This window comes from Pseudomonas sp. DTU12.3 (assembly GCF_004124275.1).
Taxonomy (GTDB): Bacteria; Pseudomonadota; Gammaproteobacteria; order Pseudomonadales; family Pseudomonadaceae; genus Aquipseudomonas; species Aquipseudomonas helmanticensis.
Genome location: NZ_CP027218.1, coordinates 3,987,222 through 4,012,870, shown reverse-complemented (window position 1 = coordinate 4,012,870; position 25,649 = coordinate 3,987,222). Strand labels below are relative to the sequence as shown.

27 protein-coding genes are annotated in these 25,649 nt (G+C 60.1%); 14 read left to right on the top strand and 13 right to left on the bottom strand.

Going from position 1 to position 25,649, the window contains the following annotated elements:
- Positions 1 to 145: 145 nt before the first annotated feature.
- Genes C2E19_RS18145 through hcnC form a run of 3 tightly spaced genes read left to right on the top strand, consistent with a single transcriptional unit; the run spans position 146 to position 3,118 of the window.
- Positions 146 to 460 carry a (2Fe-2S)-binding protein gene (locus C2E19_RS18145; protein WP_129394448.1) on the top strand — a complete coding sequence of 105 codons (315 nt, stop codon included), beginning with the start codon at positions 146 to 148 and terminating at the stop codon, positions 458 to 460.
- The gene (hcnB, locus tag C2E19_RS18140) at positions 457 to 1,866 is read left to right on the top strand and encodes a cyanide-forming glycine dehydrogenase subunit HcnB (RefSeq protein WP_129394447.1); all 1,410 of its coding nucleotides are present in this window, start codon (positions 457 to 459) and stop codon (positions 1,864 to 1,866) included. Before C2E19_RS18145 ends, hcnB begins: the two co-directional genes overlap by 4 nt.
- Positions 1,859 to 3,118: a cyanide-forming glycine dehydrogenase subunit HcnC gene (gene hcnC / locus C2E19_RS18135; protein ID WP_129394446.1), complete on the top strand. Its 1,260-nt coding sequence runs from the start codon at positions 1,859 to 1,861 to the stop codon at positions 3,116 to 3,118. The genes hcnB and hcnC overlap by 8 nt, the downstream gene beginning before the upstream one ends.
- Before the next feature lie 204 nt (positions 3,119 to 3,322).
- On the opposite strand, the gene C2E19_RS18130 is transcribed toward hcnC, so the two are convergent.
- Entirely contained in the window at positions 3,323 to 5,131 is a 1,809-nt protein-coding gene (locus C2E19_RS18130; protein WP_129394445.1) for a monovalent cation:proton antiporter-2 (CPA2) family protein, read from the bottom strand.
- Positions 5,132 to 5,383: 252 nt separating this feature from the next.
- On the opposite strand from C2E19_RS18130, the gene C2E19_RS18125 reads away from it, so the two are divergent.
- Complete coding sequence (locus C2E19_RS18125; RefSeq protein ID WP_129394444.1) at positions 5,384 to 6,298, top strand: LysR family transcriptional regulator; 915 nt, start codon at positions 5,384 to 5,386, stop codon at positions 6,296 to 6,298.
- Here C2E19_RS18125 and C2E19_RS18120 read toward each other — a convergent pair.
- Together C2E19_RS18120 and C2E19_RS18115 are read right to left on the bottom strand one after the other, a co-directional pair.
- Complete coding sequence (locus tag C2E19_RS18120; protein WP_129394443.1) at positions 6,288 to 7,055, bottom strand: substrate-binding domain-containing protein; 768 nt, start codon at positions 7,053 to 7,055, stop codon at positions 6,288 to 6,290. The two genes, C2E19_RS18125 and C2E19_RS18120, sit on opposite strands and share 11 nt — an antisense overlap.
- 12 nt (positions 7,056 to 7,067) lie before the next feature.
- The gene (locus C2E19_RS18115) at positions 7,068 to 8,360 is read right to left on the bottom strand and encodes an MFS transporter (RefSeq protein WP_129394442.1); all 1,293 of its coding nucleotides are present in this window, start codon (positions 8,358 to 8,360) and stop codon (positions 7,068 to 7,070) included.
- 433 nt (positions 8,361 to 8,793) lie between these two features.
- On the opposite strand from C2E19_RS18115, the gene C2E19_RS18110 reads away from it, so the two are divergent.
- The gene (locus tag C2E19_RS18110; RefSeq protein WP_129394441.1) at positions 8,794 to 9,099 is read left to right on the top strand and encodes an RcnB family protein; all 306 of its coding nucleotides are present in this window, start codon (positions 8,794 to 8,796) and stop codon (positions 9,097 to 9,099) included.
- A gap of 9 nt (positions 9,100 to 9,108) precedes the next feature.
- Here C2E19_RS18110 and C2E19_RS18105 read toward each other — a convergent pair whose 3' ends face one another.
- The gene (locus C2E19_RS18105; protein ID WP_129394440.1) at positions 9,109 to 10,188 is read right to left on the bottom strand and encodes a sensor domain-containing diguanylate cyclase; all 1,080 of its coding nucleotides are present in this window, start codon (positions 10,186 to 10,188) and stop codon (positions 9,109 to 9,111) included.
- A 163-nt stretch (positions 10,189 to 10,351) separates the two neighbouring features.
- Between C2E19_RS18105 and C2E19_RS18100 the strand changes: the two genes are divergently transcribed.
- The gene (locus C2E19_RS18100) at positions 10,352 to 10,690 is read left to right on the top strand and encodes an FKBP-type peptidyl-prolyl cis-trans isomerase (protein WP_129394439.1); all 339 of its coding nucleotides are present in this window, start codon (positions 10,352 to 10,354) and stop codon (positions 10,688 to 10,690) included.
- Between the two features lie 30 nt (positions 10,691 to 10,720).
- Positions 10,721 to 11,128 carry a hypothetical protein gene (locus C2E19_RS18095; RefSeq protein WP_129394438.1) on the top strand — a complete coding sequence of 136 codons (408 nt, stop codon included), beginning with the start codon at positions 10,721 to 10,723 and terminating at the stop codon, positions 11,126 to 11,128.
- Positions 11,129 to 11,343: 215 nt separating this feature from the next.
- On the opposite strand, the gene C2E19_RS18085 is transcribed toward C2E19_RS18095, so the two are convergent.
- The 3 genes from C2E19_RS18085 to C2E19_RS18075 form a co-directional block, all read right to left on the bottom strand.
- Positions 11,344 to 11,703: a pyocin S6 family toxin immunity protein gene (locus C2E19_RS18085; protein ID WP_305955835.1), complete on the bottom strand. Its 360-nt coding sequence runs from the start codon at positions 11,701 to 11,703 to the stop codon at positions 11,344 to 11,346.
- Between the two features lie 202 nt (positions 11,704 to 11,905).
- Entirely contained in the window at positions 11,906 to 12,106 is a 201-nt protein-coding gene (locus tag C2E19_RS18080; RefSeq protein WP_256661217.1) for a hypothetical protein, read from the bottom strand.
- Between the two features lie 2 nt (positions 12,107 to 12,108).
- Positions 12,109 to 12,486, bottom strand: a complete 378-nt coding sequence (locus tag C2E19_RS18075; RefSeq protein WP_129394436.1) for a DUF6124 family protein — start codon at positions 12,484 to 12,486, stop codon at positions 12,109 to 12,111.
- A gap of 322 nt (positions 12,487 to 12,808) precedes the next feature.
- On the opposite strand from C2E19_RS18075, the gene C2E19_RS29020 reads away from it, so the two are divergent.
- The 3 genes from C2E19_RS29020 (at position 12,809) to dmeF (ending at position 14,321) form a co-directional block, all read left to right on the top strand.
- Positions 12,809 to 12,958 (top strand): hypothetical protein, encoded by a 150-nt coding sequence (locus C2E19_RS29020; RefSeq protein ID WP_164979438.1) that lies wholly within the window; start codon positions 12,809 to 12,811, stop codon positions 12,956 to 12,958.
- Positions 12,959 to 13,103: 145 nt separating this feature from the next.
- Entirely contained in the window at positions 13,104 to 13,379 is a 276-nt protein-coding gene (locus tag C2E19_RS18065) for a metal/formaldehyde-sensitive transcriptional repressor (protein ID WP_064390590.1), read from the top strand.
- A gap of 12 nt (positions 13,380 to 13,391) precedes the next feature.
- The gene (gene dmeF / locus C2E19_RS18060; RefSeq protein ID WP_129394434.1) at positions 13,392 to 14,321 is read left to right on the top strand and encodes a CDF family Co(II)/Ni(II) efflux transporter DmeF; all 930 of its coding nucleotides are present in this window, start codon (positions 13,392 to 13,394) and stop codon (positions 14,319 to 14,321) included.
- Here dmeF and C2E19_RS18055 read toward each other — a convergent pair.
- Positions 14,318 to 15,421 (bottom strand): cytochrome P450, encoded by a 1,104-nt coding sequence (locus C2E19_RS18055; protein ID WP_129394433.1) that lies wholly within the window; start codon positions 15,419 to 15,421, stop codon positions 14,318 to 14,320. The genes dmeF and C2E19_RS18055 overlap by 4 nt on opposite strands.
- Positions 15,422 to 15,499: 78 nt before the next feature.
- Here C2E19_RS18055 and C2E19_RS18050 point away from each other — a divergent pair, with 78 nt between their 5' ends.
- The 3 genes from C2E19_RS18050 (at position 15,500) to C2E19_RS18040 (ending at position 18,530) form a co-directional block, all read left to right on the top strand.
- Positions 15,500 to 16,261: a helix-turn-helix transcriptional regulator gene (locus C2E19_RS18050; RefSeq protein WP_129394432.1), complete on the top strand. Its 762-nt coding sequence runs from the start codon at positions 15,500 to 15,502 to the stop codon at positions 16,259 to 16,261.
- 146 nt (positions 16,262 to 16,407) lie between these two features.
- Positions 16,408 to 17,628 (top strand): putative DNA modification/repair radical SAM protein, encoded by a 1,221-nt coding sequence (locus tag C2E19_RS18045; RefSeq protein WP_129394431.1) that lies wholly within the window; start codon positions 16,408 to 16,410, stop codon positions 17,626 to 17,628.
- A complete protein-coding gene (locus C2E19_RS18040; protein ID WP_256661216.1) occupies positions 17,625 to 18,530 on the top strand; it encodes a TIGR03915 family putative DNA repair protein in 906 nt (301 codons plus the stop codon). The genes C2E19_RS18045 and C2E19_RS18040 overlap by 4 nt, the downstream gene beginning before the upstream one ends.
- Positions 18,531 to 18,733: 203 nt before the next feature.
- Here the strand turns inward: C2E19_RS18040 and C2E19_RS18035 are convergent, their stop codons facing one another.
- The 5 genes from C2E19_RS18035 to C2E19_RS18015 all read right to left on the bottom strand — a co-directional run bounded on the left by C2E19_RS18035 (position 18,734) and on the right by C2E19_RS18015 (position 24,931).
- Complete coding sequence (locus tag C2E19_RS18035) at positions 18,734 to 19,753, bottom strand: branched-chain amino acid aminotransferase (protein ID WP_053121443.1); 1,020 nt, start codon at positions 19,751 to 19,753, stop codon at positions 18,734 to 18,736.
- A gap of 229 nt (positions 19,754 to 19,982) precedes the next feature.
- On the bottom strand, positions 19,983 to 21,356 hold the full coding sequence (lpdA, locus tag C2E19_RS18030; protein WP_129394430.1) for a dihydrolipoyl dehydrogenase: 1,374 nt from the start codon (positions 21,354 to 21,356) through the stop codon (positions 19,983 to 19,985).
- A gap of 7 nt (positions 21,357 to 21,363) precedes the next feature.
- A complete protein-coding gene (locus C2E19_RS18025; RefSeq protein WP_129394429.1) occupies positions 21,364 to 22,635 on the bottom strand; it encodes a dihydrolipoamide acetyltransferase family protein in 1,272 nt (423 codons plus the stop codon).
- Entirely contained in the window at positions 22,636 to 23,694 is a 1,059-nt protein-coding gene (locus tag C2E19_RS18020; protein WP_008086973.1) for an alpha-ketoacid dehydrogenase subunit beta, read from the bottom strand.
- A gap of 1 nt (position 23,695) precedes the next feature.
- Positions 23,696 to 24,931, bottom strand: a complete 1,236-nt coding sequence (locus C2E19_RS18015) for a 3-methyl-2-oxobutanoate dehydrogenase (2-methylpropanoyl-transferring) subunit alpha (protein ID WP_129394428.1) — start codon at positions 24,929 to 24,931, stop codon at positions 23,696 to 23,698.
- A gap of 185 nt (positions 24,932 to 25,116) precedes the next feature.
- Between C2E19_RS18015 and bkdR the strand changes: the two genes are divergently transcribed.
- The gene (gene bkdR / locus C2E19_RS18010) at positions 25,117 to 25,605 is read left to right on the top strand and encodes a Bkd operon transcriptional regulator BkdR (RefSeq protein ID WP_008059350.1); all 489 of its coding nucleotides are present in this window, start codon (positions 25,117 to 25,119) and stop codon (positions 25,603 to 25,605) included.
- Positions 25,606 to 25,649: the final 44 nt, after the last annotated feature.

Sequence of the window (25,649 nt, the reverse complement as noted above, 5' to 3'; positions counted from 1 at the left end):
TACATTACCTGCACGCGCACCAGGTTGCGCTGACGGAGTACCGTAGTCCGACCTTCAAAATGCATTAGAAAAACGGGTCGACACGGTGTAGTGCAGCAAGGAGCTGGCGCAAAACTCCACTAAATTTTCACGGAAGATCATTGCAATGCACTGCCTAGAAAGAACCTTCGATATCCAGCCCTTGGCGCAGGCGGATATGACCGTCCACATCAACGGCCAAGCGGTCACCGCTGCAATCGGCGAAACCGTCCTCAGCGTCATTCAATCCCTCGGCGTACGCCAGATCGCGCGTAACGATCATGACCAGATCAGCGGCGCTTACTGCGGCATGGGCGTGTGCCAGTGCTGCCTGGTGAAAATCAATGGCCGACACAAGCGCCGCGCCTGCCAGACGGTAGTGCGCGACGGCATGCAGATCGAAACCCAGGTCAACCGCATCACTGCGCAGGAGGTCGTATGAACCTGCAACCGGTGATCGTCGGCGGTGGCCCGGCGGGAATGGCGGCGGCCATCGAACTGGCTCGTCATGGTGTGCGCTGCACCTTGCTTGAAGAGGCCTCGCGCCTCGGCGGCGTGGTCTATCGCGGGCCGCTGCGGGACGGTGTGCAACTGGATTACCTGGGGCCGCGCTACTCCGAAGCACTGGGCAAACTGCACGGTGAATTTCAGGAACAGTCCGGGCTGATCGACGTGCGCCTCAACCATCGTGTGGTCGGCGCCGAAGGCAGCCGCGCCTTGGTGGTGCTGGACGGCGACGAGCAACTGCACGAGATCGCGTATCCGCAGCTGCTGCTGGCGGCCGGTTGCCACGAACGCAGCGTGCCGTTTCCCGGCTGGACCTTGCCGGGAGTGATCATGCTCGGCGGTCTGCAACTGCAAATCAAAAGTGGTGTGGTCAAGCCGCAAGGGCCGGTGATCATCGCCGGCACCGGGCCGTTGCTGCCACTGGTGGCGACGCAGTTGCATGCGTCCGGCGTCAGTGTCGCCGGCGTGTATGAGGCCTGCGCATTCGGCAAGATCGCCCGCGAGAGCCTGGCATTGCTGAACAAACCGCAGCTGTTCCTTGATGGCTTGAGCATGCTCGCCTATCTGAAACTGCACGGCATCCCGATGAACTACGGCTGGGGCGTGGTCGAAGCGCATGGCGAAGGCGAACTGAAAAGCGTCAGCGTCGCCCCGTACTCGGCGACGTGGGAGCCTGATCTGAGCCGGGTCGAACGCTTCGAAGCGAAGACGCTGGCGGTCGGTTACGGCTTTATTCCGCGTACCCAGCTCAGCCAGCAAATGGGCCTCGATCACGGCTTCAGCGATGACGGATATCTGCGCGCCAATTCGAATGTCTGGCAGCAAAGCAATGAATCTCACGTGCATCTGGCCGGCGACATGGGCGGGATTCGCGGCGGTGAAGCGGCGATGCTGGCGGGCAAGATCGCGGCGACTTCGATCCTCCTGCAACGCGGTGTCCTCGAAGAAGAACTGGCCGGCGTGCGCCGCGACCGCTACCTGAGCAAACTCCGTGCGATCGTGCGGTTCCGCGCGGCCGTCGATCGCTACACCGAACGTGGCGTCGGCCAGACCGCTTTGCCGGCCGCCGATACGGTGATCTGCCGTTGCGAGCATGCCACCCGTGCCGACATCGATCTGGCGCTGGAGCAGGGCGTGCAAGACATCGCCAGCCTGAAAATGCGCACCCGCGTGAGCATGGGCGATTGTCAGGGCCGGATGTGCGTCGGCTACTGCAGCGACAGGTTGCGCCAGGCCACCGGGCGCAAGGATGTCGGTTGGCTGCGTCCGCGTTTCCCGATTGATCCGATTCCTTTTTCCGCGTTCCAGTCCATCGGCACGGAGGCCGCTGCCCATGAGTAAGTTCTATGACGTGATCATTGCCGGCGGCGGCGTGATCGGGGCCTCCTGCGCCTATCAATTGTCCAAGCGCAAAAACCTCAAGGTCGCGCTGATCGATGCCAAGCGCCCGGGCAACGCGACCCGTGCTTCTGCCGGTGGCTTATGGGCGATCGGTGAGTCGGTCGGGCTCGGTTGCGGGGTGATTTTCTTCCGCATGATGTCGGCCAATCGCAAGCGCGAAACCCAGGGCGCGGCGGTGGCCGTGGACGCGAGCACGCCGCACATTCTGCCGGAGTCGTTCTTCGATTTCGCCTTGCAGTCCAACGCGCTGTACCCGGCGTTGCACCGCGAGTTGAAAGAACAGCACGGCATGGATTTCAAGTTCGAAAAAACCGGGCTGAAATTCGTCATTTATGACGATGAAGACCGGCTCTACGCCGAGCACATCGTCAGCTGCATTCCGCATCTGGCCGATCAGGTGCGCTGGCTCGATCAGGCGGCGCTGCGCGAGGCCGAACCAAGCGTCAGCCATGAAGCGCGCGGGGCGCTGGAGTTTCTCTGCGACCATCAGGTCAGCCCGTTTCGCCTCGCCGATGCCTATGCCGAAGGTGCCCGGCAAAATGGCGTCGACTTCTACGTCAACACCAACGTCACCGGCGTGTTGCATCACGGCTCGCGCGTGACCGGCGTGCAGACAGCCGAGGAGGGCGTGTTCCACTGCAAGACCCTGATCAACGCGGCGGGCGCCTGGGCGGCGGATCTGAGTGAGTGGGCCAGCGGCATTCGTATCCCGGTGAAACCGGTGAAGGGCCAGATCCTGCTGACCGAACGCATGCCGAAAATCCTCAACGGCTGCCTGACCACCAGCGATTGTTACGTCGCGCAAAAGGACAATGGCGAGATCCTGATCGGCAGCACCACCGAAGACAAAGGCTTCGACGTGACCACCACCTACCCGGAAATCGCCGGACTGGTGCAGGGTGCGGTGCGGTGTCTGCCGGAGCTGAAAGACGTCAACCTCAAACGCACTTGGGCGGGATTACGTCCGGGTTCGCCGGATGAGCTGCCGATCCTCGGACCGATGCGTGGCGTGGAGGGTTACCTGAATGCCTGCGGACATTTCCGCACTGGCATCCTGACTTCGGCGATCACGGGCGTGCTGCTCGACAAACTGGTCAACGACGAGCCGCTGCCGCTGGACATCACGCCGTTCCTGGCGGACCGCTTTGAAGCCACCCCGGTTCGACCAGCGCCCGAGCTCGAGCTAGCCTGACCCAATCCCCTGTAGGAGCTGCCGAAGGCTGCGATCTTTTGATCTGGTTTTTAAGATCAAGATCAAAAGATCGCAGCCTTCGGCAGCTCCTACAGGGTTCTGGGTCGTGTACAGAATATGGGTACGACTCGACCACTGTGGGAGCGGGCTTGCCCGCGAAGGCGCCAGTCCGGCCAACCTCATATTTGGATCTGTGCAAAGACGTCAGGTGTTGCGGGATTCTTCTTCGAGTTGATCCGATTCGAACAACCGCGCCAGTTCTGCCCGGGCTTCCTGGGCGGTTTGCAGGACTTTCGCCGCGTCGTCATAGACCGCGTGTTGCGCCTCCAGCACCTGTTCGTCGTGATGCTTGAAGCGCTTGATCCGCGCATCGGCCTGAGCTTGCGTCAGACCGAGGCCGACCAGCGTGCGCCGGCTCATCTCCAGACTTGAGTAATAAGTCTCGCGAATCGCTTCAGCGCCGACATCGACCAAGCGGTGCACGTGCTGACGGTTACGTGCCCGGGCGATGATCTTCATGTGCGGATAGAGCTTGCGCACCACCTCGGCCGTCTTGATGTTGGTCTCCGGATCGTCCGTGGCAATCACGAAATACTCCGCCTCGCCGGCCTTGGCCGCATTGAGGATCTCCGGGCGCATCGGGTCGCCGTAGAACACCGGCACACCGCCAAAACTGCGTGACAGTTCGATGGTCTCCACCGAGGTGTCCAGCGCGACGAACTTGATGTTCTGCGCCCGCAGGATACGCGCGACGATCTGCCCCATCCGGCCCATGCCGGCAATCACCACGCGTGGCGTTTGCGTATCGATCTGGCGGAATTTTTCCGGCACTTCCACCGGTTGCACTTTCGGGCTGACCAGCCGCGCGCAGATCAACAGCAGCAGCGGCGTTACCGCCATCGACAGGGTAATGGTCAGTACCAAAAGGTCGTACAAACGTGGTTCGAACAGACCCTGATCGCGACCGATCTTGAACACCACAAAGGCAAATTCACCACCCGCCGCTAGAACGATGCCGAGGCGGATCGCACTGATCTTGTTCAACCCACCGGCCAGACGCCCGACCACAAACAGCAGCGGCAACTTCAGACCAATCAGCAACAGCGTCAGGCCCAGCACCGTGATCGGCGCGCTGAGCAGGAGGCCGAGATTGGCACCCATGCCGACGCTGATGAAAAACAGCCCGAGCAGCAGGCCCTTGAACGGCTCGATCTGCGCTTCCAGCTCATGGCGATATTCCGAGTCCGCCAGCAGCAGCCCGGCGAGAAATGCCCCGAGCGCCATCGACACACCGACCAGATCCATCAACCATGCCGTACCGATCACCACCAGCAACGCGGTGGCCGTGGACACCTCCGGCAGACCGGTTTTTGCCACCACGCGAAACACCGGGCGCAACAGATAACGCCCGCCGACCACCACCACGGCAATACCGCCGAGCACCTGCAAGCCGTGATTCAGACTTTGCGCATTGCTGCTTTCATGGGTGCCGCCCGCCAGCATCGGCACCAGCGCGATCAGCGGGATCGCAGCGATGTCCTGGAACAGCAGAATGGCAAACGCCAGCCGCCCGTGGGGGCTGGTCAGTTCCTTGCGCTCGGCAAGGCTTTGCAGGCCGAACGCGGTAGACGACAGCGCCAGGCCGAGACCCAGCACAATCGCACTGTTCAGCGGTTGACCGAACACCGACAGCGCCAGCACGCCGATCACCGAAGCGGTCAGCAACACCTGCGCCAGCCCGACGCCGAACACCGATTTGCGCATCACCCACAACCGTCGCGGCGACAACTCAAGGCCGATGATAAACAGCAACAACACCACGCCCAGCTCGGAGATATGCGCAACGCTTTGCGGATTACCGATCAGGCCCAACACCGACGGGCCGATGATCACCCCGGCAAACAGGTAACCGAGCACGGCGCCCAGTTGCAGACGTTTGGCCAAAGGCACGGTGAGCACGGCCGCGAACAGAAACACGACAGCGGCTTGCAACAGATTGCCTTCATGGGGCATGGAATGACTCCTGACAACGGTACGGCGGGGGCGACAAGGATAAGGTCTACACAGACTTTACATCCACCAAAGATCCCCCGTAGGAGCTGCCGCAGGCTGCGATCTTTTGATCTGGCTTCGGTGAAATCGAAAGCAAGATCAAAAGATCGCAGCCTGCGGCAGCTCCTACAGGGGGATTTTCAGGGATTCTGTAATAATTGGCATCAATTGGTTACATTCATAACCTCTGCGTATCAATCTCTAGAGTCCGCCATGGCCATCAACTTCGACCTCAACGACCTGCAAGCCTTTCGCGCCGTGGTCGAGAAGGGCAGTTTTCGCAAGGCCGCCGACACCGTGCGCCTGTCGCAGCCGGCCTTGAGCCGACGCATCGAAAAACTCGAAGACGCCCTCGGTGTGAAACTCTTCGAACGCACCACGCGCAAGGTCAGCCTGACGCAGGCCGGGCGCGCCTTCATGCCGAGTGTCGAGCGTTTGCTGGATGATCTGGACGTGGCGTTGCTGGGCATCAGCGAAGTGGCCTCGACGCGTCTGGGCCATGTCACCGTGGCTTGCGTGCCGTCGGCGGCGTACTACTTCATGCCGCGCGTGGTCGCCCGCTATCACCAGCAATTCCCGCGCATCAAAGTCAAAGTCCTCGATTCCAGCGCCCACGATGTATTGAGCGCGGTGGTTAACGGCGAGGCGGATTTCGGTTTGAGTTTTCTCGGCACGCAGGATGCCAAAGTCGACTTCGAAGCGCTTGTGCAGGAGTGCTACGTGGTCGCCTGCCGCCGCGATCACCCGTTGGCCGGGCGCAGCAGCGTGACATGGGACGAGTTCTATCAGCAGGATTACATCTCGCTGGACAAGACTTCGGGCAATCGCTTCTTGCTCGATCAGGCCTTGAGCAGTGTGGTGCCGCAGCGTCAGAGCATCTGCGAAACCAAGCATGTGACAACGATGATTGGTCTGGTCGAGGCGGGATTAGGCGTTGCGGCGGTGCCATTGATGGCGATGCCGGGGCCGGATCATCCGATCCTGACGCGGATACCGCTGACCGATCCGCAAGTGATGCGCAGTGTCGGCATCATCAAGCGCCGGGACCGCACGTTGACCCCGGCGGCATTGGAACTGGAGCGGCTGGTGGTGGAAATGAAAGTCCAGCCGCCGACGATCAACGCTTGACCGAATCCAGCCCGGTGGCCTGCACATCCGCTTGTGCGGCAGGCGCGGCGAGGTAGGCGAGCAGGGCTTTCGCCTCTTGCGGATGTTGCGCATCGACGGGGATGCCGGCAGCAAAACGCGTCACCGACTGCACCGATTCCGGAATCTTCGCGACAAAACTCACCCCAGGCACCGGCAGCAATTCACTGACCTGCTGGAATCCCAGTTGATAGTCGCCGGTGGCAACCACCGAGCCCACCGGGATTTTCGCGATCATCTTCGCCTTCGGTTTCAGCTGCTCTTCGATGCCGAGTTTTTTGAACAACTGCTCTTCGATGTACACGCCGCTGGCGCTGTCGGAGTAGGCCACCGATTGTGCGTCGAGCAGGGTTTGCTTCAGGCCATCGACGCTGCTGATGTCCGGTTTCGGCGCGCCTTCACGCACCACCAGACCGATCCGTGAATCCGCCAGTTCAACGCGAGACGCCGGGTCGACCTTGCCTTGCTTGATCAACTCATCGAGGGCGTAACCGACCATGATCACCACGTCGGCGTGCTCACCGCGCGCGAGACGATTGGGGATTGCTTCCGGTGCCTTGCCCATCGACGGGCCGAGTTGGGTGTCGAGGGTATTGCCGGTGGCGGCGGCGAATTTCGGGCCGAGAATTTTATAGGCTGCAGTGAAGCCGCCCGACGTCATCACGTTCAGTTGTTCTGCGTGTGCCAGAGCGCTGAAAGCGAAGAGGGCGATGGCAGTGAAGCTGAAAAGTTTTTTCATGGTCATCGCTCCTTATGCCGCCACTGGTTGCAGTCGACCGCCCGCGCGGCGATAGAGGTACAGCGTCGCGCACAACGCGCACAACGCGCCGATGCTCATCCAGTAACCTGGCGCGGCTTTGTCGCCGGTGTACTGAATCAGGAAGGTCGACATCGCCGGGGTGAACCCGCCGAAAATCGCCGTCGCCAGGCTGTAGGCGAGGGAGAAACCGGCGACGCGCACTTCGACCGGCATGATTTCGGTCAACGCCGGAATCATTGCGCCGTTGTACATGCCATAGATGAACGACAGCCACAGCAGCGACAGCAACATGTGGCTGAAACTCGGCGCCTGCACTAGATACGACAGCGCCGGATAGGTGGTGGCCAGCGCCAGCAACGACATCGCAATCAACACCGGACGACGACCGATACGATCCGACAACATGCCGCCAATCGGCAGCCAGAAGAAGTTCGACACGCCGACCAGCAGCGTCACCAGCAACGCATCGGAGGTGCTCAGGTGCAGCACGGTTTTGCCGAAGGTCGGTGCGTACACGGTGATCAGGTAAAACGCCGTGGTGGTCAGGGCGACCATCAGCATCCCGCCGAGCACCACGACCCAATTCTGGCCGAGGGTGCGGAACACTTCGCCCATGCTCGGACGGTGTTTGCGCGCAGCGAACTCTTCGGTTTCTGCCAGGTTACGGCGCAGCAGAAAGATGAACGGCACGATCATGCAGCCGACGAAAAACGGAATCCGCCAGCCCCACGCGGCAATCACCTCCGGCGCCATCCACGCGTTCAGGGCAAAGCCCAGCGCCGCAGCAACGATGATCGCCACTTGTTGACTGGCCGACTGCCAAGCGGTGAAGAAACCTTTGCGGCCCGGCGTGGCGATCTCGGACAAATACACCGAAACCCCGCCCAGTTCCGCACCGGCGGAGAAGCCCTGCAACAAGCGCCCGAGCAACACTAGCGCCGGCGCGAACAGACCGATACTTTCGTATCCGGGCACCAGCACAATCAATATCGTGCCGCTGGCCATGATCGACAACGTGACGATCAAACCCTTGCGGCGACCGACGTCATCGATGTACGCACCGAGCACGATGGCCCCCAGCGGACGCATCAAAAAGCCTGCGCCGAACACTGCGAACGTCATCATCAGAGAGGCGAATTCACTGCTCGCCGGAAAGAACACCGACGCGATCTGCGTGGCGTAGAAACCGAACAGAAAGAAGTCGAACTGTTCGAGGAAATTGCCCGAGGTCACCCGGAAAATGGCGCCGGCCCGCGAGCCGCCGTGTGGGATTGAGGCTGTCATAGCAAAGGACTCCACCGCTTTTATGACGTGCGCCACGGAGAGTCAGCGCACGGATGTTATTGAGGCGGATGGTGGCCTAGGTGTAACAGGATGTTAATTGCATTATTGGCATGGATTGATGTGCAAAGCCGATCAATACCCAAATCTCAACCAACTCACTAACCCTGTGGGAGCGAGCCTGCTCGCGAAAGCGGTGAATCAGGCGATGAAATGTCGATTGTGCTGGCCCATTCGCGAGCAGGCTCGCTCCCACAGGTTTTCGGGGTGCCTGCAACTTTCGCTAACACCCTGGCCCCTTGTGGGAGCTGGCTTGCCAGCGATGGCGGCCCGACTGGCGACTACAATCCCCGAGCCCTCCCAGGCAAAAAACAAGGAATGATTCCCGAACCCCGCAGTCCGAGTTCAGGTATCACACATCAATGGAGGTTCACCGATGAACAGCAAAACCCTAATCGCCAGCCTGGCCCTCGTTGCCGGCATCGCCGGGATCAGCCCACTTGTTCAAGCGGCGCAAACCTCAAGCGAACCCTCCGTTCAATCCCCGGTCAGTGAACGCGAGTTGAAGGTCAACGACCGCGCCCCGGATATTTACCAACGCAGTGAAAAAGCTATCGACTGGAAAACCAAAGGCCTGAAGCAACCGGTCGATCAGGCGCAGTGGGTGCAGATCAATGACCAGTACGTCATGGTGATGATCACCAACGGGACCATTGTCGAGATGAAACCGGTTCCGCGTTAAACCCAGGATTTAAAGGCCCTGCGCATGCACGCGTGCAGGGCTTTCTCCGCCCAGCCGATACTGATTATTGCCACTGCGCTTGGCCTCGTACATCGCCAGATCGGCAATGTGCAGCAGCCGGTCCATCGCCGTCGCATGATCCGGAAACACTGCAACCCCAAGACTGGTGCCAATGTGGCGCTGGTCATTGCCGATGCTGATCGGTGGCGATAGCTCGATGAAAATTTTCTGACAGATGCGCCGGGCTTCGTCCTGCAGATCGAGGCCCGGTGCCAAGTCTTGCAGGATGACCACGAATTCGTCGCCGCCGATTCGGGCAACGGTGTCAGTGCTGCGCAGGATGCGTTTCAGTCGCGACGCCATGGTGATCAGCACCCGGTCGCCGGCGGCGTGGCCATAGTGATCGTTGATGGTTTTGAAACTGTTGAGGTCGACGAACACCAGCGCAACCCGCGTGCTGCTTTGGCGCGCTTGATCCAGGGCCTCCGACAGCCGTTCTTCCAGTACCAGACGATTCGGCAACCCGGTCAGCGGGTCGAAATGGGCGAGGTGCTTGAGGTAGCTGGCCGAGGCTTTTTCTTCGGTGATGTCGCGCACCACCCCCATCATTTTGATCACCGCGTCGTGATCGTTACGCACCACGTTGCCGGTCTCGCGCAGCCAGCGGATCATGCCGTCAGGCCAGACCACGCGATATTCCTCGTCGTGGTTTTCGCCGGTTTCCAGACAACGCAGTTCACCGTCGCGCACCCTGACGCGATCGTCCGGGTGCACGCAGGAGCAAAAGAGTGCATAGGACGGCGTGATTTCCCCGATCTTGAACCCGAACATGCCGTAGATCGCGTCCGACCAGTACAGCCGATCCGTGTCGACTTCCCAGTCCCAGGTACCGATGCGCGCGAAATACTGGCTGCGCTTGAAGCGCTCGGCGTCGCCGTCCTGATGGATGTTCCGGCCTTCAGCGGAGCGATTCAACAAGTCGCGGTATTCGGCGAGCTGGCGGCGCAAACCGCGTTCGCGCCAGATCAGCAAAGCAATCACGGCCAGCATGGTCATGCCAATGGCAAGGACGATCCAGAGCTGAATCATTCGGGCGCTGCCAGCATGGCGAATCGATCCGTGAAGTAATGGCGGTTGGCTATCTTAATTCTTCATCACTCGATTCGGATACAGCGTTGATCTGCGCGTGCGGGTTGCCAATAACCGCCATTTCTGGGAAAACGGCGGCCTGCTGAACAATAGAGTGATTGTTATGAATGATGAATTGCAGGTAATCGATCTTCAGGTGGGCGAGGGCAAAGCCGCCGTAAAAGGCGCGCTGATCACCACGCAATACACTGGCTGGCTGGAAGACGGCAGCGAGTTCGATTCTTCCTACAGCCGTGGCAAACCTTTTCAGTGCGTGATTGGCACAGGCCGTGTGATCAAGGGCTGGGATCAGGGGCTGATGGGCATGCAGGTGGGCGGCAAACGTAAATTGCTGGTGCCGGCGCATCTTGGCTATGGCGATCGGACGATGGGCAAGATTCCGCCGAATTCGAATCTGGTGTTCGAGATTGAGTTGCTGGAGGTTTTGACGCGGGAGGATTGATTACCAGAGTATCGTTCGGGGGCCGGATAAATGGATGTTGATCAGATTATTTACAACGCAGTCGCGTGGCTGAGTCTGGAGCATGAAGGGCGGCGAGGGCCGATTCACAACATAGAAATCGTGTTGATGGGGCTCGGCTGTATTTTCGCAATGTTCGTATCGAAAAGTGCCCTGGCAAAACGCAAAGCCTTCACAACCAGCACTGCGCAAGTTTTAAAAAAGGCAGCCCTGACGGCGATGTCCTTTACCGAGAAAAATGGACGGCGGGTCAAAATCTCTGGCGTATTGCTTGAGGAGAATGACGCCTACATCGTCAAAGTGACGCACGACGATGAAGAGGGTAAAACCCAATCCAGTGATTTACTCCCTACGCTGGAAGACGTCGAAGCTTATCTCAGGGCTCACACTCCGTTCATCCTGGCGGATTTTCGGCGGTGAATGCGCCGATATCGTCAAGTGTGTCCTCGATAGACCCGACCAGAGAGGGGAATTTCCCCTTGGTTATTTCGAGCGCTGGCAGAACCGTGTCGGTATCCAATTCGCCATGTCGGCGAGCGATGTGACCAAGAGCGGTAATGGCAGAGGCAACGATTGCTTCGGTTTCGTTGAAGAGGTGTTTCAGGCAGAGGTCCTGAGCCCAGGCTCTGTCCACTTCATTCAGGCCGATAGAAGTCAGCGCAGCAACCACGTTTGCGGTTGCGCCGTTGGCCAGAAGTCTTAGAACCTCGTCTTGGCTTAATGATGGGTCTTGATAAATGAGGCTCATTGGCGAAGTTCCCCCTGATGCCGATAAAAAGATCGAGTTCCGATGGTAACTGTTGGTTAATCGCCAAGCCGATTTTTAGAACTTGGTCGGGAGTCAGCAAGTACTCGCCCTCAGGACTTTTACCAAGGTTTTTCCAGCCCATTGCAGCCAGTACTGCGGATTCAAATTCCAGCCCAATTGTCAGTTCGTACTTTAAGGTGTCGTCTTCGTCGTCACCTTTTAAGAAACCGCTAATCCATAAAAACATCTGAAGCCTCCTGTTTAAGAACGCTTTCGCGAGCAGGCTCGCTCCCACATTGGAATGGCGGTGTACTCAAATGCTGTGAGCCACCGCGAAACTGTGGGAGCGAGCCTGCTCGCGAAGAACGCTTACGCGATCGATCAGGCTGCGTGCGCCATCTCGGCCAGTGTGTCGGCCACGGTCCTTTGCAGTGATGGGAATCGTCGAGTCACGCGGCGCAGTGCGGGTAGCACGGCGTCGACTTCCAGTTCATCGAGTTGGCCGGAGGCGGTGACGCGCAGGCGACGATGGTTTCTTGCTCACTTTCGCACAGCACCAGGCAGGCGTTTTGCGCCCAGCGTCCGTCTCGTTCGTTGAAGCCTATGGCCATCAATACCGCGACAACCTGTGCATCTGTTTTGTTGGCCATGGTCATTGCCTCAGGTCCGGCTCCAGGTTGTCGAGCGCACGGTTGACCGCGAGTTCGCCAAGCATGACCACTTGCTGAATGCCCAGCAGGGTGTTGCGGTAGGGCGTTTCGAGCATGGCGGCGAAGTCGCTGAGCATGATGCTGGCCGAGGCCATGGATTCGCAGGCGTGGGCCAGCAGGGATTCGGTGTCCATGTCCGGGGCGACGAGGAACATGGTGCTGGGTGTTCGCTGGGGCCGGGCGTGAGGTTTGAGGTAGTGATCGAGGGCGCGTTCGGCGGCGTCGTTGAGTTTTGTCGGGTCGAGCGTGGAGTAGGGGGATACTGGATCTGATTCGCTTGTGGCATCCGCTTCTGGCGGATTTGGCGTTACTTTTAACATTTGCGAGACCTTTAATCAGGGCTGCCAACCTGTCGCGACTAAACGTAGGGAGGCGGCTGCACGCAGGTTAGTCGACCGGTGGTCTCACAATACCCGGCGCGCCCTGAGGCGCCCCGCGCGCAGCCACCATTGAGTACAGGGGGTTACCTGACTGAATGGACGCTTTACGAATTGTCAAACCACCGAGCGACTAAACCCGATCACTGAACATTCAGTGACGCGAACCAAGCTACCGGCAGCCCTCAAACCGCACAAGCCGGCGGATTCTGGCGTAGTTGTAGGCAAAGGCGCAAGGCGCTGTAGCCTCCCCGATGATGCCGAAATGATGCTGCGTTTTTCAGCCCGCCATCGCCAGCAGGCTGGCTCATACAAGGATTTGTGTCGGGCGGGGAGTTCGATCACACCGCTGAAAAACTGTGTGAGCGAGCCTGCTCGCGAAGAGGCCGGCACCATCAGCATCTTCGTTCTCTGACACACCGCTTTCGCGAGCAGGCTCGCTCCCACAGGGGACGATGTCGTTCATTGCATCCCATTCATCCCGTTCAGACCAAGCCAAACTTGCGATTGTCGAAGCCATCGATGATCATCCTCACCATATAGGGGTAGGGGGTATTGGTATGTCGCACATTCACCAACACAAAGACGAACTGCTCAACCGCGTACGGCGGATAGCCGGGCAGGTGCAGGCGGTCGAGAAAGCGCTGGAGGGTGATGCCGATTGCGCCAAGACGCTGCACCTGGTCGCGGCAATTCGCGGTGCGGTCAATGGGCTGATGGAGCAATTCATCGAGGCCCACGCCCGCGAACACGTTGCCCTTGCGGGCCTGCGCGACGACGAACGCGCACAGGGCGTTGAAGAATTGCTGCAAGCCATCCGCCGTTACTCCAAATAGAGCGCAAACATCATGACCCTGACTCCCAAGGCTGATCGCTTCAGCCACGATCACCAGTTTCTCGGCGCCTCGCACGATGAAAATGCCCGCCGCACGTTGTGGGTCGTCGTGCTGACATTCGTGATGATGATTGCCGAGATCGCCGCCGGTTACGTCACCGGTTCGATGGCGCTGCTGGCCGACGGTTTCCACATGGCCACCCACGCCGGCGCATTGGGCATTGCCGCAGCGGCTTACGGTTTCGCTCGGCGTAACGCCAACAACCGCCGCTACAGTTTCGGCACTGGCAAGGTTGGCGACCTGGCTGGTTTTGCCTCGGCGATGATTTTGGGACTGGTGTCGCTGGGCATTGCCGGTGAATCCGCTTTGCGTTTGTTCCAGCCGACCACGGTGGCGTTTGGCGAAGCCACGGTGATTGCTATCGTGGGGTTGGCGGTGAATCTGATCAGCGCCGTTCTGCTGATGGGCCAGCATGGCCACGACCACGGACACTCGCATGATCATGGCGATGGCCATCATCACCATCACGACAACAACCTGCGTTCGGCCTACGTCCATGTGCTGGCCGATGCCTTGACCTCGGTGCTGGCGATTGCCGCGTTGCTGGCCGGGCGTTATCTGGGTTGGGTGTGGCTGGACCCGGCGATGGGGATTGTCGGTGCCATCGTCATTGCCAAATGGGCGTACAACCTGATGCGCGACAGTGCTGCGGTGCTGCTCGACGCCACCGATGAACCGGTGGCTGCAGAGATTCGCCAACTGCTGGAAACCTCTGACGATGTGCGCATCAGCGACCTGCACGTCTGGCAAGTCGGCCCGCAGGCGCGGGCGGCAATCGTCAGTGTGGTCGCGGCAGCAGGTGTCACGGCAGAGGCGATTCGCGAGCGACTGGCGCCGGTGCATGAGCTGTCACACCTGACCATCGAGCTGCGTAGCGCTTAAGGCGTGGCCTCGGTGAACACTGGCATGCGCCCGTTGAGAGAAGGGCGGTAATGCCAGTGCAACGGGTCCAGGTCGACGCCGTGAGCGAGGATTTCGCTGACCGTAGCGCTGGCGATGCTCATTGCCAGCAACTGCCCTGGACACTGATGCCGACCACCGCCAAAACTGAAACTGCGCCGATTCGGGCGCTCGAGTAAAAACGCGTCAGGCCGTTCGTTGAGCGCCGGATCGCGATTGGCTGAGGCGAGTAACAACAGAATGACCTCTCCGGCCTCGACCCGCACACCGTCAATCTCACACCCGGCGGCGACAAATCGCCGAGTATTCTGCACCGATGGATCGAAGCGTTGCACTTCGGCCAACAGAGCCGGCATCGACGCAGTGCGCAACTCAGGCTGACGGCGCAACGTCAGCAACGCATTGCCAATCAAACCGCCGCTGGCCTCGTAAGTCTGTGAACAGAGGCCGATCAGATTGGCGATCAACCGCAGTTCATCGCCTTCGAATCGCTGCTGAATACGCCTCAGCATTTCGCTGTCCGACTCGGCCAGCAACTCGATGAAATATCCGCGCAACTGCTCAGCCGCCGCGTGTGCCGCTGCCAATTGCAGGTCATTGCTCAAGGGGGACAGGCACGCGACGAAATCAGCGGTCAGCTCACTGATCGCCCGACCCTGCGCGGGGGTAAACCCAAGCAGTGCGGCGACCACGCACACCGGGCCGCGAAACATCGCTTTGTACAACCCTTCGGCGTCTACCGTGATCAGTCGCGCGGCCACCAATGCGTTCACTGCAGCAACATCGATCAGCGCCAGTTCCGGCTCGATCGCCGAACGCGGGCAGCGCTGACGCTCGCCATCATTCATCCGCATCAACTGCCCGAACACCTCGCCAGCCAGGCCTGAAGCAATCGCTTTGGGCACTGGTTCCTGCAGCGGGCGCACCCGACAATCGACGTGAGCCAACACTGCACACACCGCGCGCGCACTGCTGGCGACCCACAGTTTCAACTCGTGATGGAAGGTCAATCCGCCCTGAGCCCGCAGTTCGGCGTAATAAGGGTAGGGATCGGCAGCAGTCGCAGCGTTGATCGGGTCCATGGTTCGCAGCCTTGTCGTCGTGAAAGTGATGCGAGTATCTTCAGTCCACAGCGACGATGATTCGTCGGGGAGCGAAATATGCACGCAGAACATCAAGACATCGGCGTCTCGCAGGTGGCCGCTGCCATCGCAGAGCCGGCGCGCACCAAAATCCTCTGCTCGCTGATGGACGGCCATGCGCGTACCAGCACCGAATTGGCGGCCATTGCCGAAGTCAGCGCCTCCACCGCCAGCGCGCATTTGGCCAAACTCAAGGATCTGGCGCTGGTGCGCCTGCACTTGCAGGGTCGCCATCGTTATTACAGCCTGGCCGACAAGCGCGTGGCGCAGGCGCTGGAAGCATTGATGGTGATTGGGCAGAACGCCGCGCCGACGTTCAAGCCGCACACGCCGGATCGCCTGCAATTCGCCCGCACCTGTTACGACCACATGGCCGGGACGCTGGCGGTGTTGCTGCATGACCGTTTGCTTGACGCGGGGTGGTTGCTGGAGACCGACGAGCAGGCGTATCGATTGAGCGACAGTGGTGCGGCGTTGTTCGAAGGTTTGGGTATTGAGGTGGAGGATTTGAGCGCGTTGCGGCGTAAATTTGCCTGCCCGTGCCTGGACTGGAGCATGCGTCGGCCGCATCTCGGTGGGTCGCTGGGGGCGGCATTGTTGCAAGCGGCGTTGAAGCGTAAATGGGTGACGCAGGATCTGGACAGTCGGGCGCTGGCGTTGACGGTGGTGGGGCGCAAGGAAATCGCTGCGCGGTTTGGCATTGAGTTGGCGAGTGAAAACGGCCAGATCAAAAGATCGCAGCCTTCGGCAGCTCCTACAGGGAGTTTGATCACCGGATAAACCCGACTTTACCGAATCCATGCAGGAGCTGCGGAACGCTGCGATCTTTTGATCTTGAGCTTCCGCCCGACGAGGTGCGCATCTGCCACCTTGTAACCCCGCATCCGACTCTATACTGTATATCCAAACAGTAAAGAGCCCGCGCCATGCAAATCATCGACAAGCTCAGCATCCTCGCCGACGCCGCCAAGTACGACGCCTCCTGCGCAAGCAGCGGCGCGCCCAAGCGCAGCTCCGAGGGCAAGAGCGGGCTGGGCTCGACTGATGGCATGGGCATCTGCCACAGCTACACGCCGGACGGGCGTTGCGTGTCGTTGTTGAAAGTCCTGCTGACCAATTTCTGCCTTTACGATTGCCAGTACTGCGTCAATCGCCGCTCCAGCGACGTTCCCCGCGCGCGCTTCACGCCTGAAGAAGTGGTGGCGCTGACCCTGGATTTCTACCGGCGCAACTGCGTCAGCGGGCTGTTCCTCAGCTCCGGGATCATCCGTTCGGCGGACTACACCATGGAGCAACTGGTGCGGGTGGCGAAGCTGTTGCGTGAAGTGCATGAATTTCGCGGCTACATCCACCTCAAGACCATTCCCGACGCGGATCCGGCGCTGATCGAGGAAGCGGGGCGCTACGCCGATCGCCTGAGCGTGAACATCGAACTGCCCACCGATGCCAGCCTGCAAACCCTGGCGCCGGAGAAAGATATTGTCTCGATCAAACAGGCGATGAACACCATCTACACCGGTGTGCAAACAGTGCTTAACGAACCCCGTTCGGCGAAGTTCGCGCCTGCCGGACAGAGTACGCAAATGATCGTCGGCGCCGATGACACCGACGACAGCACAATCTTGCACAGCGCTCAGTCGCTGTACGGCAACTACCGCTTGCGCCGCGTTTACTATTCCGCGTTCAGCCCGATCCCCGACAGCCCGAAAAGCGTGCCGCTGGCCGCGCCGCCGCTGATGCGCGAACACCGTTTGTACCAGGCCGATTTTCTCCTGCGCAGCTACGGGTACCGCGCCGACGAGTTGCTCAAGGGGCCAGGCAATCTGGCCTTGGACATCGACCCGAAACTGGCGTGGGCGTTGCAGAATCGCGAGGTGTTTCCACTCGATTTGAACCGCGCCGAAGCGTCGCTGATCGCGCGCATCCCGGGCATCGGCCTGCGCACCACCGAACGTCTGGTCGAACTGCGCCGGCAACGAAAGATCCGCTATGAAGATGTCGCGCGCATGCGCTGCGTACTGGCCAAGGCCAAACCGTTCATCATCACCAGCGACTACCATCCGCAGCAGGCCGAAGTCACCAGCCATTTGCTTTATCAGCAATTGCGCGACCGGCCGATGCCGCAGCAGATGGGACTGTGGGGATGATCAATCTCGATTGCGACGACCTGTTCGGCACCTGGCGCCAACAAGCGCGCTGGCTACTCAGCCATGAAGTCGATCCAAGCCTGGTGAGTTGGGCATCGGAAGGCGTGGGCGATCTGTTTGCCAATGATGATGATCCGGTGCCGGAAGGGCAGGGGCCGTTTATGGCGAAGATCCCGCGCGTGTTGCTCGATACATTGGAGCAAGCGGCGCAATATCGAGGCGATCAACGCTGGAGTCTGCTTTACGAAGTGTTGTGGCGCGTCAGCCACGGCGATCGCACGGCAATGATGGCCGGTGACAAACTGGGCAGCGAGTTGCAGCGGCGGATCAAACAAGTCAACCGTGAAGCGCATCACCTGCATGCCTTTGTGCGTTTCATCGAGCGCCCGTCATCCAGTGCTGGCCCGCAATATGTCGCGTGGCACGAACCGGCCCACGACATCCTGCGCAGCGCCAGCGAGCATTTCGTCGGGCGCATGGGCCAGCATCGCTGGCTGATCGCCACGCCGCGTGACGGGGTTTATTACGATGGCGAACAACTGATCCATCAGCGCCAATGCCCGCTGGAATGGCAGCAGTTGGCGCAGAACGTCGACGATCCGCATGGCGAACTGTGGCTGACCTATTACCGCCACATCTTCAACCCGGCGCGGTTGAACGAGAAAGTCATGCAAGGGCATTTGCCGGTGCGGTTCTGGAAGAATCTGCCGGAGGGCGAGTTGATCCCTGGACTGATTACACAGGCGCGGATGGGCAAGCAGCAGAATGGGCAGGCGAGTGGGATAGCTGATCGTTCTGGCAAACGAATTGCCTTGAAGAGCGAAAAGCCTACCCTCACCCCAGCCCTCTCCCGGAGGGAGAGGGAGCCGACCGAGGTGTTCTCCCGACCTACATCGACCTGAAAGTTTGCGTCGAACTTCGGTCTGGAGAACAACCGAGATCGGCCCCCTTTCCCCCTCGCCCCCTTGGGGGCGGTCCGACGTTTCGGGAGGGCTGGGGTGAGGGGGAAAAGATCTCCAGCCTTACACAAAAATCCCCACCAAACGCAAAAAAGCCCCCCACCAATCACTCGGTGGAGGGCTTTTCTACATCAACACCCGTCAAATCAAACCTTGACGATCCAACCCGCTGGCGCCTCGATGTCGCCGGTCTGTACACCCGTCAGCTCTTTATAAAGCTTCTGGGTAACCGGACCCACTTCGGTCTCGCTGTGGAATACATGCAGATGATCGTTGTAGCTGATGCCACCGATCGGCGTGATCACCGCCGCGGTACCGCAAGCGCCGGCTTCCTTGAAGTCCGACAGTTTGTCGATCAGCACGTCGCCTTCAACCACTTCCAGGCCCAGACGCGATTTCGCCAGTTCGATCAGCGACAGGCGGGTGATGCCTGGCAGAACGGACGGCGAGTTCGGGGTAATGAACTTGTTGTCGTGGGTGATCCCGAAGAAGTTGGCCGAGCCGACTTCCTCGATTTTGGTGTGGGTCATCGGGTCCAGGTAGATCGCGTCAGCGAAGTTGGCTTTCTTGGCTTTCGAGCCCGGCATCAGGCTGGCCGCGTAGTTGCCACCGACCTTGGCCGCGCCGGTGCCTTGTGGGGCAGCGCGGTCGTAGCTGGAGATCTGGAAGTTGTGCGGGGTCAGGCCGCCCTTGAAGTAGGCGCCGACCGGGATGCAGAAGATCGAGAAAATGAACTCGGGGGCAGTGCGCACGCCGATGTTGTCACCGACGCCGATCACGAACGGGCGCAGGTACAGCGCGCCGCCAGTGCCGTATGGCGGAATGAAGCGCTCGTTGGCACGCACCACTTCCTTACAGGCTTCGATGAACTGCTCGGTGTCGACTGTCGGCATCAGCAGACGCGCGCAGCTGCGTTGCATACGCAGGGCGTTCTGGTCCGGGCGGAACAGGTTGATCGAGCCGTCCTTGCAACGATAGGCCTTCATGCCTTCGAAGCACTGCTGGCCATAGTGAAGGGCAGTCGAGCCTTCGCTGATGTGCAGCACGTTGTCTTCGGTCAGGGTGCCTTTGTCCCACTCGCCATCGCGAAAGTACGACAGATAGCGTTTGTCGGTCTTGATGTAGTCAAAACCCAGCTTGTCCCAATTGATGCTTTCGTTACCCATGACACCCTCTATCACTGAACAACCGTCGAAACGGTTCAAGGCTTCTGACGTTTTTTGGATGGGCACAACAATACTTCATTCTTGAGCGGTTTCGCAGCCCGGACTATCGGATGACAGACAGATAGTTCGTGTTGACCTCAAGAATTCGCGAGCAGGTCGAATCGTCGCACCGTCGCTCCCACAGGGAAGTGCATTTCAAATGTGGGAGCGAGCCTGCTCGCGAAGGGGCCTACAGGTGCAACGCATGCCCGAGGGCACGCAACGCTGCTTCCTGCACCGCTTCACCCAAGGTGGGATGCGCATGAATGGTGCCGCCGATGTCTTCCAGCCGCGCGCCCATTTCGAGGCTTTGCGCAAACGCCGTGGACAATTCGGAAACCCCGACGCCCACCGCTTGCCAACCGACAATCACATGGTTATCCCGACGAGCGACCACGCGCACGAAGCCGCTTTTCGACTCCAGCGTCATCGCCCGGCCATTGGCGGCGAACGGGAAACTGGAAACGATGCAGTCCAGCCCGGCAGCCTTGGCCTCGTCCGGCGTCTTGCCGACCACCACCAGTTCCGGATCGGTAAAGCACACCGCAGCAATCGCCGTCGGGCTGAATTCGCGGGTTTTACCGCTGATCAACTCGGCAACCATCTCGCCCTGAGCCATCGCACGGTGGGCCAGCATCGGCTCGCCGCTCAAGTCGCCGATGGCGTAGACGTTGCGCATGCTGGTCTGGCAGCGGCTGTCGATCTTGATCGCCGAACCGTTCATGTCCAGATTCAGTGCTTCGAGGTTCCAGCCCTGGGTATTCGGCTTACGACCCACGGCGACCAGCACCTGATCGGTTTCCAGATTGAGGGTTTCGCCCTCGGGATCGCGCACCTGCAAGGTGCCGTCGAAACCCAGCACGCTGTGTTTCAAATACAGCTTCACGCCGAGTTGCTTCAACGCGTCATGCACCGGTTGCGTCAGTTCGGCGTCGTAGGCTGGCAGGATACGATCCTGCGCCTCGACCACACTGACGTCGGCGCCGAGCTTGCGATACGCGATACCCAGTTCCAGACCAATGTAACCACCGCCCACCACCACCAGACGTTTCGGCACGGATGTCGGCGCCAGCGCCTCGGTGGAAGAGATCACCGGCCCGCCAATCGGCAGAATCGGCAGATTGACGCTGGTCGAACCGGTCGCCAGCACCAAGTGCTCGCACTGAATGCGCGTGTCGCCGACATCCACGGTTTTGCCGTCGATGACTTTCGCCCAGCCATTGATGATCTGAACCTTGTTTTTCTTCAGCAGGGCAGCCACGCCAGTGGTCAGGCGATCAACGATGCCGTCCTTCCACTCGACACTTTTAGTGATGTCGAGCGTCGGCGCGGAAACGCTGATACCCAACGCCGAATGCTGACTGTGATGTTGAGTCTGGTGAAACTGCTCAGCGACATGGATCAGCGCTTTCGACGGGATGCAGCCGATGTTCAGGCACGTGCCGCCCAGCGATTGGCCTTCGACCAGAATCGTCGGAATGCCCAGTTGCCCGGCGCGAATCGCCGTTACATAACCGCCGGGGCCGCCGCCGATGATCAGCAGCGTAGTGTTCAGAGATTGCATGCGCGCCTTACTCCACAAACAAAGTGGCAGGTTGTTCGATCAGGCCACGAATGGCCTGGATGAAGAGTGCCGCGTCCATGCCGTCGACCACGCGGTGATCGAACGAGCTGGAGAGGTTCATCATCTTGCGGATCACCACCTGGCCTTTGACGACCATCGGCCGTTCGACGATTTTGTTGACGCCGACGATCGCCACTTCCGGCAGGTTCAGCACCGGCGTGCTGACAATGCCGCCGAGTGCACCGAGGCTGGTCAGGGTGATGGTCGAACCGGACAACTCATCGCGGCTGGCCTTGCCATTGCGCGCGGCGTTGGCCAAGCGCGAGATCTCGGCGGCGTTGTCCCACAAGCTGCGCGCTTCGGCGTGACGCACCACCGGCACCATCAGGCCGACATCGCTTTGCGTGGCGACGCCGACATGCACGGCGCCGAGGCGAGTGATGACCTGGGCTTCGTCGTCGTAACGGGCGTTCATTTGCGGGAAGTCGCGCAGGGCGACGACCAAGGCGCGGACGAGGAACGGCAGCAAGGTCAACTTGCCACGGCTGGCGCCGTGTTTTTCGTTCAGGTGCGCACGCAGCTCTTCAATCGCAGTGACGTCGATTTCCTCGACATAACTGAAGTGTGCGGCGCGCTGGGTCGCGTCCTGCATGCGCTGGGCGATTTTGCGGCGCATGCCGATCACTTGAATCTGTTCTTCGTCATTACGCTGGGCGTAAGCAGCAGCAACCGGGGCCGAAGCGTTCGACTGACCCTGCGCAAGATAGGCTTCAAGGTCGTCATGCAGCACACGACCGGCCGGGCCGGAACCGCGCACCAGACGTAATTGAATGCCCAGATCCAGCGCATGTTTGCGCACGGCCGGGGAGGCGAGTGGGCGTTCGTCTGCTTCGCGAGCAACCATCGGGCCTTGGCAAACGGCAGCCGGACGCGGGGCGGCAGCAGCAGATTTGCTCTCAACAACGGCTTCAACTTTCGGCGCAGCCGGCGCTTCTTTGACGGCAGTCGGCGCAGCGGATTCTTTCAGATTGCCAGCACCTTCAACCTCAATGCTGATCAGCACACTGCCAACCGCCATCACTTCACCCGGCTGACCACCGAGGGCAATCACCTTGCCGTGCACCGGCGACGGAATATCGACCATCGCCTTGTCGGTCATCACGTCCGCCAGCACCTGATCTTCAACCACCAGATCGCCGACCTTGACGTGCCATTGCGACAGTTCTACTTCTGCGATGCCTTCGCCGATGTCCGGCATCTTGATAACGTGCGTGCCCATTCAGACCTCCATAACCCGTTTCAACGCCGCGCCCACTCGGGACGGCCCTGGGAAATACGCCCACTCCTGCGCGTGCGGGTAGGGAGTGTCCCAACCAGTGACGCGTTCGATCGGCGCTTCCAGGTGATGGAAGCAATGCTCTTGCACCAGCGACACCAGCTCCGCGCCGAAACCGCAGGTGCGAGTGGCTTCGTGTACCACCACGCAACGGCCGGTTTTCTTCACCGATTTGACGATGGTTTCCAGGTCCAGCGGCCACAGGCTGCGCAGGTCGATGACTTCGGCATCGACGCCGCTTTCTTCGGCAGCGACTTGCGAGACATACACGGTGGTGCCGTAAGTCAGCACCGTCACGTCTTTGCCCGGACGGGTGATCGCGGCAACGTCCAGCGGCACAGTGTAGTAACCGTCCGGAACCTGCGCTTGCGGGTGTTTCGACCACGGCGTTACCGGGCGGTCGTGGTGGCCGTCGAACGGGCCGTTGTACAGGCGTTTCGGCTCAAGAAAGATCACCGGATCATCGTTTTCGATGGAGGCGATCAGCAGGCCTTTGGCGTCATACGGGTTGGATGGCATTACGGTGCGCAAACCGCACACCTGAGTGAACATCGCCTCGATGCTCTGGCTGTGCGTCTGCCCGCCGTAGATGCCGCCGCCGCAAGGCATGCGCAGGGTCATCGGCGCGGTGAACTCTCCGGCCGAGCGATAGCGCAGGCGCGCCGCTTCGGAAATGATCTGGTCGGACGCCGGGTAAACGTAGTCAGCGAACTGGATCTCGGCGACCGGGCGCAGGCCGTAGGCACCCATGCCCACGGCGACGCCGACGATGCCGCTTTCCGAGATCGGCGCATCGAACACACGCGAGGCGCCGTACTTGGTCTGCAGGCCTTCGGTGCAACGGAACACGCCGCCGAAGTAGCCGACGTCCTGACCGAACACCACCACGTTGTCGTCACGCTCAAGCATCACATCCATGGCCGAGCGCAGGGCCTGGATCATGGTCATGGTGGTCGTGGTCATGGCGGTTTCCAACTGAATATTGTTGTTGTGATCGTTCATGTCAGATCCCCAACTGCTGACGCTGGCGCTTCAAGTGCTCCGGCATCTCTTTGTAGACGTCTTCGAACATGGTTGCGGCGCTTGGAATCTGCCCGCCGGCGAGGGTGCCGTACTGTTCGGCCTGTTTCTGCGCAGCAATCACTTCGGCTTCGAGTTCGGCGCTGACGGCGCCGTGCTCTTCTTCCGACCAGTGGCCGACCTTGATCAGGTGCTGTTTCAGGCGCGCTATCGGGTCGCCGAGCGGGAAGTGGCTCCAGTCATCGGCCGGACGGTATTTCGACGGATCGTCGGAGGTCGAGTGCGGGCCGGCGCGGTAGGTGACCCATTCGATCATGGTCGGGCCGAGGTTGCGGCGGGCGCGTTCGGCAGCCCAGGCAGATGCCGCATAAACAGCGTAGAAGTCGTTGCCATCAACCCGCAGCGAAGCGATGCCGCAACCGACGCCGCGTCCGGCGAAAGTGGTGGCTTCACCGCCGGCAATCGCCTGGAAGGTCGAAATTGCCCATTGGTTGTTGACCACGTTGAGGATCACCGGCGCGCGATAAACGTGGGCGAAGGTGAGGGCGGTGTGGAAGTCCGATTCGGCGGTGGCGCCGTCGCCAATCCACGCCGAGGCGATTTTGGTGTCGCCCTTGATCGCCGACGCCATGCCCCAGCCGACGGCCTGAATGAACTGGGTCGCGAGGTTGCCGGAAATGGTGAAGAAACCTGCTTCCTTGACCGAGTACATGATCGGCAACTGGCGACCCTTGAGCGGATCGCGCTCGTTGGACAGCAGTTGGCAGATCAGGTCGACCAGTGGCACTTCGCGAGCCATCAGGATGCTTTGCTGACGGTAGGTCGGAAAGCACATGTCGTCGATGTTCAAGGCCAACGCCTGGGCGCTGCCGATGGCTTCTTCGCCGAGGCTCTGCATGTAGAACGACATTTTTTTCTGACGCTGGGCAACGACCATACGGTTGTCGTAGATGCGCGTCTTGAGCATGGCGCGCATGCCTTTACGCAGAATCTCGACCGGCACGTTCTCGGCCCATGGGCCGAGGGCGTTGCCCTGATCGTCGAGCACACGAATAAGCCCACGCGCCAGGTCGGCGGTGTCGGCAGGTTCGACGTCGATGGAAGGTTTGCGCACCGTACCGGCATCGGTCAGATGCAGGTAGGAAAAATCGGTTTTGCAGCCTGGACGGCCCGAGGGTTCAGGGACGTGCAGACGCAGCGGTTCATACGCTTGGGTCATGGCTTCTACGCTCGATCTTGTGAATTTCTTGTAGTGAGCTGGCAGTCATTCCTCGGTAGAGGAAATCTTGTCCTACAACAATCATAGGCCCGGGCAAGAAGAATATTTATCTCTGTTTCGTTGCGCTGGAGACGATTTGCAGATAGAAATTCTGCATAAACATAAAAAACAGGTGGTTTTGTCTCATGCGCAAACTGGACCGTACCGACATCGGCATTCTCAACAGCCTTCAGGAGAACGCACGCATCACCAACGCCGACCTCGCACGCTCGGTGAATCTGTCGCCGACGCCGTGCTTCAATCGGGTTAAAGCGATGGAAGAATTAGGCCTGATTCGCGAGCAGGTGACGCTGCTGGATGCCGATCTGCTTGGGCTGCATGTGAACGTGTTTATTCACGTCAGCCTGGAGAAACAGGTGGAGGAGGCGTTGCAGCATTTCGAGGAAGCGATTTCCGATCGGCCCGAAGTGATGGAGTGCTATCTGATGGCTGGCGACCCGGATTATCTGATCCGGGTGCTGGTGCCGACGATTCAGTCGCTGGAGCGGTTCATGATGGACTTTTTGACCAAAGTACCGGGGGTGGCGAATATCCGCTCAAGCTTTGCGCTGAAGCAGGTGCGCTATAAAACTGCGCTGCCGTTGCCGGCGAATGGCCTGACCCTGGGGACGTGAAGATCAAAAGATCGCAGCCTGCGGCAGCTCCTACACGGAATTAG

What these genes read in the sequence shown, in the direction of transcription:
- C2E19_RS18145 (WP_129394448.1), top strand. Translation starts at nt 146, where the DNA reads ATGCACTGCCTAGAAAGAACCTTCGATATCCAGCCCTTGGCGCAGGCG.
- hcnB (WP_129394447.1), top strand. Translation starts at nt 457, where the DNA reads ATGAACCTGCAACCGGTGATCGTCGGCGGTGGCCCGGCGGGAATGGCG.
- hcnC (WP_129394446.1), top strand. Translation starts at nt 1,859, where the DNA reads ATGAGTAAGTTCTATGACGTGATCATTGCCGGCGGCGGCGTGATCGGG.
- C2E19_RS18130 (WP_129394445.1), bottom strand. Translation starts at nt 5,131, where the DNA reads ATGCCCCATGAAGGCAATCTGTTGCAAGCCGCTGTCGTGTTTCTGTTC.
- C2E19_RS18125 (WP_129394444.1), top strand. Translation starts at nt 5,384, where the DNA reads ATGGCCATCAACTTCGACCTCAACGACCTGCAAGCCTTTCGCGCCGTG.
- C2E19_RS18120 (WP_129394443.1), bottom strand. Translation starts at nt 7,055, where the DNA reads ATGAAAAAACTTTTCAGCTTCACTGCCATCGCCCTCTTCGCTTTCAGC.
- C2E19_RS18115 (WP_129394442.1), bottom strand. Translation starts at nt 8,360, where the DNA reads ATGACAGCCTCAATCCCACACGGCGGCTCGCGGGCCGGCGCCATTTTC.
- C2E19_RS18110 (WP_129394441.1), top strand. Translation starts at nt 8,794, where the DNA reads ATGAACAGCAAAACCCTAATCGCCAGCCTGGCCCTCGTTGCCGGCATC.
- C2E19_RS18105 (WP_129394440.1), bottom strand. Translation starts at nt 10,188, where the DNA reads ATGATTCAGCTCTGGATCGTCCTTGCCATTGGCATGACCATGCTGGCC.
- C2E19_RS18100 (WP_129394439.1), top strand. Translation starts at nt 10,352, where the DNA reads ATGAATGATGAATTGCAGGTAATCGATCTTCAGGTGGGCGAGGGCAAA.
- C2E19_RS18095 (WP_129394438.1), top strand. Translation starts at nt 10,721, where the DNA reads ATGGATGTTGATCAGATTATTTACAACGCAGTCGCGTGGCTGAGTCTG.
- C2E19_RS18085 (WP_305955835.1), bottom strand. Translation starts at nt 11,703, where the DNA reads ATGTTTTTATGGATTAGCGGTTTCTTAAAAGGTGACGACGAAGACGAC.
- C2E19_RS18080 (WP_256661217.1), bottom strand. Translation starts at nt 12,106, where the DNA reads ATGGCCAACAAAACAGATGCACAGGTTGTCGCGGTATTGATGGCCATA.
- C2E19_RS18075 (WP_129394436.1), bottom strand. Translation starts at nt 12,486, where the DNA reads ATGTTAAAAGTAACGCCAAATCCGCCAGAAGCGGATGCCACAAGCGAA.
- C2E19_RS29020 (WP_164979438.1), top strand. Translation starts at nt 12,809, where the DNA reads ATGATGCTGCGTTTTTCAGCCCGCCATCGCCAGCAGGCTGGCTCATAC.
- C2E19_RS18065 (WP_064390590.1), top strand. Translation starts at nt 13,104, where the DNA reads ATGTCGCACATTCACCAACACAAAGACGAACTGCTCAACCGCGTACGG.
- dmeF (WP_129394434.1), top strand. Translation starts at nt 13,392, where the DNA reads ATGACCCTGACTCCCAAGGCTGATCGCTTCAGCCACGATCACCAGTTT.
- C2E19_RS18055 (WP_129394433.1), bottom strand. Translation starts at nt 15,421, where the DNA reads ATGGACCCGATCAACGCTGCGACTGCTGCCGATCCCTACCCTTATTAC.
- C2E19_RS18050 (WP_129394432.1), top strand. Translation starts at nt 15,500, where the DNA reads ATGCACGCAGAACATCAAGACATCGGCGTCTCGCAGGTGGCCGCTGCC.
- C2E19_RS18045 (WP_129394431.1), top strand. Translation starts at nt 16,408, where the DNA reads ATGCAAATCATCGACAAGCTCAGCATCCTCGCCGACGCCGCCAAGTAC.
- C2E19_RS18040 (WP_256661216.1), top strand. Translation starts at nt 17,625, where the DNA reads ATGATCAATCTCGATTGCGACGACCTGTTCGGCACCTGGCGCCAACAA.
- C2E19_RS18035 (WP_053121443.1), bottom strand. Translation starts at nt 19,753, where the DNA reads ATGGGTAACGAAAGCATCAATTGGGACAAGCTGGGTTTTGACTACATC.
- lpdA (WP_129394430.1), bottom strand. Translation starts at nt 21,356, where the DNA reads ATGCAATCTCTGAACACTACGCTGCTGATCATCGGCGGCGGCCCCGGC.
- C2E19_RS18025 (WP_129394429.1), bottom strand. Translation starts at nt 22,635, where the DNA reads ATGGGCACGCACGTTATCAAGATGCCGGACATCGGCGAAGGCATCGCA.
- C2E19_RS18020 (WP_008086973.1), bottom strand. Translation starts at nt 23,694, where the DNA reads ATGAACGATCACAACAACAATATTCAGTTGGAAACCGCCATGACCACG.
- C2E19_RS18015 (WP_129394428.1), bottom strand. Translation starts at nt 24,931, where the DNA reads ATGACCCAAGCGTATGAACCGCTGCGTCTGCACGTCCCTGAACCCTCG.
- bkdR (WP_008059350.1), top strand. Translation starts at nt 25,117, where the DNA reads ATGCGCAAACTGGACCGTACCGACATCGGCATTCTCAACAGCCTTCAG.